General features: G+C 73.2%; 1 protein-coding gene and 1 pseudogene. Both read left to right on the forward strand.

Annotation, left to right across the window (positions count from 1 at the left end; all coding sequences use genetic code 11):
• Positions 1 to 322: TetR-like C-terminal domain-containing protein (locus ACFW2E_RS44990; RefSeq protein ID WP_384477446.1), on the forward strand; the 322-nt coding region annotated here is incomplete at its 5' end.
• 90 nt (positions 323 to 412) lie between these two features.
• Positions 413 to 937 (forward strand): annotated as a pseudogene (locus ACFW2E_RS44995) (sensor histidine kinase); the annotation flags it as partial.

Here is a 937-nt window from a genome sequence, read left to right on the forward strand (position 1 = left end):
CGGCACGCCGGTCCCGGGCTACCACGCACCGGACGACATCACCGCGATCGCCCGGGAGATCATGTCCGTCCTGCTCGACGTCAGCACGGCCGCGGGGCCGGCGGCTCCGGTCCCCGGCGACTTCGACGCCCACCTCGCGGAGCACCGGCAATGGGCGGCGGACCACCCGGCCCCGCCCGAGGTCCTGCACCGGGCGCTGGTGTTCTGGACCCGGCTGCACGGGCTTCTGTCCCTCGAGCTCGCGGGCCACTTCACCGGCATGGGGTTCGATCCCGAGCTGATGTTCGCCGCCGAGGTGGACGCGCTGGCGGGCGGGCGCTGATCACGCCCGCGGGTGTACTCCCCGGGGAGTACGTGTGATCACCTCGCACGGCTGACGTCCTTGTGGACCGACGGCGTCTAGCGTGGCGGCATGGCAGAGCAGCGCGTGCGAGGGCATGGACCGTCGCAGTGGTGGCGGTACGGGCCCCCGTGGTGGAACCGCCCGGACGGCGACGCCGGGCCCGGCCGCGCGCGTCTGCCGTGGCGCTCCACCGTGGTGCTGACGGCCTTCGTGCTGGTCGGCTCGAACTTCGCCGCGCACGAGCAGGTCCACCGTGAGCAGCTCGACGGCTACGCGCGGGTGCTGCTGCTGGTGGCCTCGGGCCTGCTGCTGTGGCGGCAGCGGTATCCGTCGTTCGTCGCTTTCGGCACGGCGGCCGCCGCCCTGGTGTACCTGGGTGCCGGCTATCCGTACGGACCGGTCTTCCTGACCGTCGCGGTGAGCTGCTTCAGCGCCGTCGTCGCGGGGCACCGCAGGGCCGCCTGGGCGTCCGTCGGGATGCTCTGGGCCGGACACCTCCTGGTCGCGCTCTGGCTCTACCGGTGGCTTGCGCCGCCGGGCGGGGGGGGCGCGAACATCAACCAGGAGATCGTCATCGCCACCTGGGTCGTGGCT

The sequence above is a fragment of the Streptomyces sp. NPDC058964 genome (genome assembly GCF_042741275.1).
In the GTDB taxonomy this organism is placed as follows: Bacteria; Actinomycetota; Actinomycetes; order Streptomycetales; family Streptomycetaceae; genus Streptomyces.